2 tRNA genes and 3 rRNA genes are annotated in these 5,648 nt (G+C 47.3%); all 5 read right to left on the bottom strand.

Features of this window, described 5'->3' with window-relative positions:
• Positions 1-370: 370 nt before the first annotated feature.
• The 5 genes from rrf to WBF63_RS07565 all read right to left on the bottom strand — a co-directional run bounded on the left by rrf (position 371) and on the right by WBF63_RS07565 (position 5,523).
• Positions 371-478 (bottom strand): 5S ribosomal RNA (rrf, locus tag WBF63_RS07585).
• 121 nt (positions 479-599) lie between these two features.
• A 23S ribosomal RNA gene (locus tag WBF63_RS07580) occupies positions 600-3,375 on the bottom strand.
• Between the two features lie 207 nt (positions 3,376-3,582).
• A tRNA-Ala gene (locus tag WBF63_RS07575) sits at positions 3,583-3,659 on the bottom strand.
• Positions 3,660-3,749: 90 nt separating this feature from the next.
• Positions 3,750-3,823: transfer RNA gene (locus WBF63_RS07570), tRNA-Ile, on the bottom strand.
• A 181-nt stretch (positions 3,824-4,004) separates the two neighbouring features.
• Positions 4,005-5,523: ribosomal RNA gene (locus tag WBF63_RS07565) — 16S ribosomal RNA — on the bottom strand.
• The 16S, 23S and 5S rRNA genes sit together here with 2 tRNA genes alongside, the layout of an rRNA operon.
• Between the last annotated feature and the right edge of the window lie 125 nt (positions 5,524-5,648).

Here is a 5,648-nt window from a genome sequence, read left to right as displayed (position 1 = left end):
GATTTTAGCGCAACGGGACCAGGCACAGCTACGCTGGTTACTTTCGTTTTTTCCTTTCTAAAAGGAAAATCTCAGTAATCCTGCAACTCCTCTTCTCTATCGCTCCTGCGGGTTTTCGCTGCTATCCTTGGCGCGTTTGACCACCATTGAACCAATTAAGTATAATGTGTATTGTATTGTTGAATATTGTAAGTACTAAGCCAAAACTGCTAAATAGAATTCAGAATTTCAGATGCAAAGTTTTTTCGGTTGATACCCTTTTCTATGTGCTTGTCCAAGCAACTATGAAAACTATATACGCCTAAAAAATTCACGAAACAATAATCCAAAAAAAAATCCTTACCAAATAAATGATAAGGATTTAAAAAAAGACTGGCGGCGACCTACTCTCCCACTTTCGTAGTACCATCGGCGCTGGCAGGCTTAACTTCTCTGTTCGGAATGGGAAGAGGTGAGCCCTGCCGCAATAACCACCCTAAGTTTTTATAGTCACTTAGGACTTAATATCTTGACATCTGGAAGGTCGATAATCGACATTTAATATTTCGTTTAAGCGTTTTTTGAATAATTCAAAAACAATAACCATCTACGGAGAGCGGTTAGCAAAGTTTATGGGTAATTAGTACTACTCGACTTTGACATCGCTGCCTTTACATCTGTAGCCTATCAACGTTGTCATCTCCAACGACCCTTAAAAGAAGTCTCATCTTGTGGCAAGTTTCGCACTTATATGCTTTCAGTGCTTATCTAAACCGAACGTAGCTACTCAGCGGTGCACCTGGCGGTACAACTGATACACCAGAGGTTCGTTCAACTCGGTCCTCTCGTACTAGAGTCAAGCCCACTCAAACTTCTAACGATCACAATAGATAGAGACCGAACTGTCTCACGACGTTCTGAACCCAGCTCGCGTGCCACTTTAATGGGCGAACAGCCCAACCCTTGGGACCTTCTCCAGCCCCAGGATGTGACGAGCCGACATCGAGGTGCCGAACCTCCCCGTCGATGTGAGCTCTTGGGGGAGACTAGCCTGTTATCCCCGGAGTACCTTTTATCCTATGAGCGATGGCCCTTCCATACGGAACCACCGGATCACTATGTCCTGCTTTCGCACCTGATCGACTTGTAGGTCTCACAGTCAAGCACCCTTATGCCATTACACTCTACGCACGGTTACCAAGCGTGCTGAGGGTACCTTTGAAAGCCTCCGTTACTCTTTTGGAGGCGACCACCCCAGTCAAACTACCCACCACGCAATGTCCCCGCCGGATGACGGGTTAGGCTCCAGATAAACAAAGGGTGGTATTTCAACGGCGACTCCACACACACTGGCGTGCATGCTTCAAAGTCTCCCACCTATCCTACACATTGTTTACCCGAAGTCAATACGAAGCTATAGTAAAGGTTCACAGGGTCTTTTCGTCCCATTGCGATTAACCGGCATCTTCACCGATACTACAATTTCACCGAGCTCGTGGTTGAGACAGTGCCCAGATCGTTACACCATTCGTGCAGGTCGGAACTTACCCGACAAGGAATTTCGCTACCTTAGGACCGTTATAGTTACGGCCGCCGTTTACCGGGGCTTCAGTCAAATGCTTCGCTAATGCTAACATCCTTCCTTAACCTTCCGGCACCGGGCAGGTGTCAGACCCTATACGTCATCTCTCGATTTAGCAGAGTCCTGTGTTTTTGATAAACAGTCGCCTGGGCCTTTTCACTGCGGCTCCGATTGCTCGGAGCGACCTTTCTCCCGAAGTTACAGGTCTATTTTGCCTAGTTCCTTAACCACGATTCACTCGAGCGCCTGAGGATACTCTCCTCGACCACCTGTGTCGGTTTGGGGTACGGGCTGCTTCACTCGCTATTTCTTGGATGAGACTTCACCGGATTATCACGCCACCCGAAGGCTTTGTGTACTATCCCTGGTTTACCCAGGTTCAACGTACTATTCCGTCAGTACGCACCGGTTACTTCTCACCGTCACTTTTGGTGTGAGCAGGTACGGGAATATTAACCCGTTTGCCATCCACTTCCCCTTTAGGGTACATGTTAGGACCCGACTAACCCTCAGCTGATTAGCATAGCTGAGGAAACCTTGGTCTTGCGGCGGCGGTGTTTCTCGCACCGCTTATCGTTACTCATGCCTACATTTTCTTTTCTATAAGCTCCACCATGCCTCGCCGGCCTGGCTTCTGCGCCGATAGAATGCTCCCCTACCACTTCTTGACGAAGTTCATAGCTTCGGCAGTATACTTATGCCCGATTATTATCCATGCCGGATCGCTCGACTAGTGAGCTGTTACGCACTCGTTAAATGAATAGCTGCTTCCAAGCTAACATCCTAGCTGTCAATGCAATCCGACCGCGTTTGGTCAACTTAGTATACATTTGGGGGCCTTAGCTGATGATCTGGGTTCTTTCCCTCTCGGACATGGACCTTAGCACCCATGCCCTCACTGCTGTGGAACATATCTTAGCATTCGGAGTTTGTCAGGAATTGGTAGGCGGTGAAGCCCCCGCATCCAATCAGTAGCTCTACCTCTAAGATACTTATACACAACGCTGCACCTAAATGCATTTCGGGGAGTACGAGCTATTTCCCAGTTTGATTAGCCTTTCACCCCTACCCACAGGTCATCCCAAGACTTTTCAACGTCAACGGGTTCGGTCCTCCACTTTGTGTTACCAAAGCTTCAACCTGCCCATGGGTAGATCACAAGGTTTCGCGTCTAATACCACTGACTATGCGCCCTATTCAGACTCGCTTTCGCTTCGGCTCCGTAGCTGAACTACTTAACCTTGCCAGTGACATTAACTCGTAGGCTCATTATGCAAAAGGCACGCCGTCACCCGTAGGCTCCGACCGCTTGTAAGCGTATGGTTTCAGGTTCTCTTTCACCCTTCTATTCGAAGTGCTTTTCACCTTTCCTTCACAGTACTAGTTCACTATCGGTCTTTCAGGAGTATTTAGCCTTGGAGGATGGTCCCCCCATATTCAAACAGGATTTCACGTGTCCCGCCTTACTCGTTATAACTAATGTATGCCTTTCGTATACAGGACTTTCACCTTCTTCGGTTAACCTTTCCAGGTTATTCTACTAAACATATAATAGCTTTAGGGCTAATCCGCGTTCGCTCGCCACTACTTACGGAATCTCAATTGATTTCTTTTCCTACAGGTACTTAGATGTTTCAGTTCCCTGCGTTCGCTCCTCTTGCGAGGTGACATGCCTTCAACATGCCGGGTTGCCCCATTCGGAAATCTTCGGATCAAAATGTATGTGCCATTCCCCGAAGCTTATCGCAGCTTATCACGTCCTTCATCGCCTCTGAAAGCCTAGGCATCCGCCATACGCTCTTAGTAACTTTTTTCTAACCGCCGCTCTCGTGTTCGGTTATTGTTTTTGTTTTATTCTTTATTATAATGCTCATGGTATATAAATATACCAATGAAATTGTCTATTTCTCGTTATTTTCTTCCAGTATGTCAATGAACTCTTCTGATGCGTTTTTGTGTCTTCGCGTTTTGTGTTATGCGTTTTACTCATAACTCGAAACCCTTAACTCTTTAACGCTTCTTGGTGGAGAATATCGGAGTCGAACCGATGACCTCCTGCGTGCAAGGCAGGCGCTCTAGCCAGCTGAGCTAATTCCCCTCTTTTTCTTAAAGTTTTGAGTTTGCGCGTTGTGAGTCCTGAGTTTTTTAACCCTTAACACATAACTCTCAAACTCTTAACCCGTATCAGTAGTCTCGGGCAGGCTCGAACTGCCGACCTCTACATTATCAGTGTAGCGCTCTAACCAGCTGAGCTACGAGACTCTTTAAAAAGAGTGGCCTTTATTTCGAAGTTAGAAGTTAGAAATCAGAAGCTCGCTTTTTGTTGGGCGAACTTCGAACTTCGGGTTTCGAACTTCGTATATGTAATAAAAAGAAGAAAAAACCTAAAAAAAAACAGCCAACCCTGCGTTTGTTGACAGGTAAATAATTCGTCGTACTCTATATAAGAGATGTTCCAGCCGCACCTTCCGGTACGGCTACCTTGTTACGACTTAGCCCTAGTTACCAGTTTTACCCTAGGTAGCTCCTTTTACGGTCACCAACTTCAGGTACCCCCGGCTTCCATGGCTTGACGGGCGGTGTGTACAAGGCCCGGGAACGTATTCACCGCATCATGGCTGATATGCGATTACTAGCGATTCCAGCTTCATAGAGTCGAGTTGCAGACTCCAATCCGAACTGAGACCGGCTTTTGAGATTCGCATCCACTCGCGTGGTAGCTGCCCTCTGTACCGGCCATTGTAGCACGTGTGTGGCCCAAGGCGTAAGGGCCGTGATGACTTGACGTCGTCCCCACCTTCCTCGCAACTTGCGTTGGCAGTCTCACTAGAGTCCCCGTCTTGAAACGCTGGCAACTAGTGATAGGGGTTGCGCTCGTTATAGGACTTAACCTGACACCTCACGGCACGAGCTGACGACAGCCATGCAGCACCTTGCATTCTGTCCGAAGAAAGGTCTATTTCTAGACCGGTCATAATACATTTAAGCCTTGGTAAGGTTCCTCGCGTATCATCGAATTAAACCACATGCTCCACCGCTTGTGCGGGCCCCCGTCAATTCCTTTGAGTTTCATTCTTGCGAACGTACTCCCCAGGTGGGATACTTATCACTTTCGCTTATCCACTGAAGCTTGCGCCCCAACAGACAGTATCCATCGTTTACGGCGTGGACTACCAGGGTATCTAATCCTGTTCGCTCCCCACGCTTTCGTCCCTCAGCGTCAGTTAAAATTTAGTAACCTGCCTTCGCTATTGGTGTTCTGAGTAATATCTATGCATTTCACCGCTACACTACTCATTCCAGCTACTTCAATTTCACTCAAGACCTGCAGTTTCAAAGGCAGTTCGACAGTTAAGCTGCCGGCTTTCACCCCTGACTTACAGGCCCGCCTGCGGACCCTTTAAACCCAATAAATCCGGATAACGCTTGCACCCTCCGTATTACCGCGGCTGCTGGCACGGAGTTAGCCGGTGCTTATTCATACAGTACCTTCAACACCCTACACGTAAGGTGGTTTATTCCTGTATAAAAGCAGTTTACAACCCATAGGGCCGTCTTCCTGCACGCGGGATGGCTGGATCAGGCTCTCACCCATTGTCCAATATTCCTCACTGCTGCCTCCCGTAGGAGTCTGGTCCGTGTCTCAGTACCAGTGTGGGGGTTCACCCTCTCAGGCCCCCTAATGATCATCGGCTTGGTAGGCCATTACTCTACCAACTACCTAATCATACGCATGTCTATCCTATTGCGATAAATCTTTCAACACTAAATGATGCCATCTAATGTGTTATACGGTATTAATCCAAGTTTCCCTGGGCTATCCCATTCAATAGGGCAAGTTACATACGCGTTACGCACCCGTACGCCGGTCTCTGTAATCCGAAAACTACATACCCCTCGGCTTGCATGTGTTAAGCCTCCCGCTAGCGTTCATCCTGAGCCAGGATCAAACTCTCCGTTGTAAAATTTTTTAAATACTTTTAGAACTTCGAACCTTTGATGCCTGCCTTACAAAATTGACCGTTTTCTCTTTTTAGGCTTTTTTTCTTCTTTTCTATTATTTCAAATGAACTTCTCGTTTCTTAAT

The sequence above is a fragment of the Moheibacter sp. genome, from assembly GCF_049672845.1.
In the GTDB taxonomy this organism is placed as follows: Bacteria; Bacteroidota; Bacteroidia; order Flavobacteriales; family Weeksellaceae; genus Moheibacter.
This window is presented reverse-complemented; position numbering and strand designations above follow the sequence as displayed.